Origin of the sequence: Flammeovirga aprica JL-4 (genome assembly GCF_012844305.1) — a bacterium.
Taxonomy (GTDB): domain Bacteria; phylum Bacteroidota; class Bacteroidia; order Cytophagales; family Flammeovirgaceae; genus Flammeovirga; species Flammeovirga aprica.
On sequence record NZ_JABANE010000313.1, the window covers coordinates 1 to 985 of the forward strand.

Annotated in this window: 1 protein-coding gene; it reads left to right on the forward strand. The window is 26.1% G+C overall.

Annotated features, from left to right (window positions below; all coding sequences use genetic code 11):
* Positions 1–227: 227 nt before the first annotated feature.
* Positions 228–968 carry a hypothetical protein gene (locus HHU12_RS34110; protein WP_169661176.1) on the forward strand — a complete coding sequence of 247 codons (741 nt, stop codon included), beginning with the start codon at positions 228–230 and terminating at the stop codon, positions 966–968.
* The last annotated feature ends 17 nt before the right edge of the window (positions 969–985 follow it).

Sequence of the window (985 nt, forward strand, 5' to 3'; positions counted from 1 at the left end):
CTATAACTTTTGTTTTACGACCCATAATTAGGGTATAAATATAGCTTATATTTTAATTTGTCTCAGTACTTAGGAAATTTAAAATAACAACTTTTCTTCCTTTTTAGAAAGTTATCCAATTATCATCGGGTAGAGTAGGTTAAGTTAAGTATCTAATAATTAAAACATTTAACATAACAAGTCTTTTCAAAATTTTTATTTTTTGTAATCATTAGTTTTATAAAACTATGAAATATATAATTGAAATTTGTATTGCAATAGATATTGCAATATTAAGTATAGCATATCCACTACTCGCAGATAAAATTTCTAATATTGGAGAGAAGTTCAAATCTCAATTTTTAAAAGAAGTATTCAAAAATGAATTCCCTCAAAAAAAGTACCCATTTACATTTGGTACACCACTATTCAAATTTGTTCTCTTCAGTACTTTAATATCATTCTTTTTCATGATATTTGAATTCCCTCCTCTATTTAGTTGGAATAATATCATAATCAATAACTCTGCAAAACTTATTGTTCTAATTTCAACTGTAATCTTAGTCTTTTTATTTTTTGAGTGGATTAGTAAAGTAGCCTTATTTAATGGTAACTCTATAAGTTTACTCAAACACCTTATTAAAAAAATTAATTCTTCAAAAGACGAAAATGAATATATACTGAAATCTATAAATGAATTGGCTTATTACTCCATTACTTTTAATGACGAACACTTACAAGAAACATTATTAGAATTTTATCATAATCTTTTCAAGAAAATTAGGAACCAACAAAGTAACACATCAGAAATAATTTACCCCATTGACTTAAACTTCTTAATAAGAAAATTATGTGAGACGAGCACTGAAAATTCAACTAAGCTAAAAGCTTTGGAACATAGAGCCGTAAGTGGGTTGTGGTTATTAGGAGAAGACTGGATTTGCAACATTTTTTCGGATAAAAAGTTAAGCCACCTTTTGATTATATAATTCTAAAAACTGTTCTG

Excerpts from the sequence above, each read along its gene's own strand:
- HHU12_RS34110 (WP_169661176.1), top strand. The coding sequence starts at position 228 with ATGAAATATATAATTGAAATTTGTATTGCAATAGATATTGCAATATTA.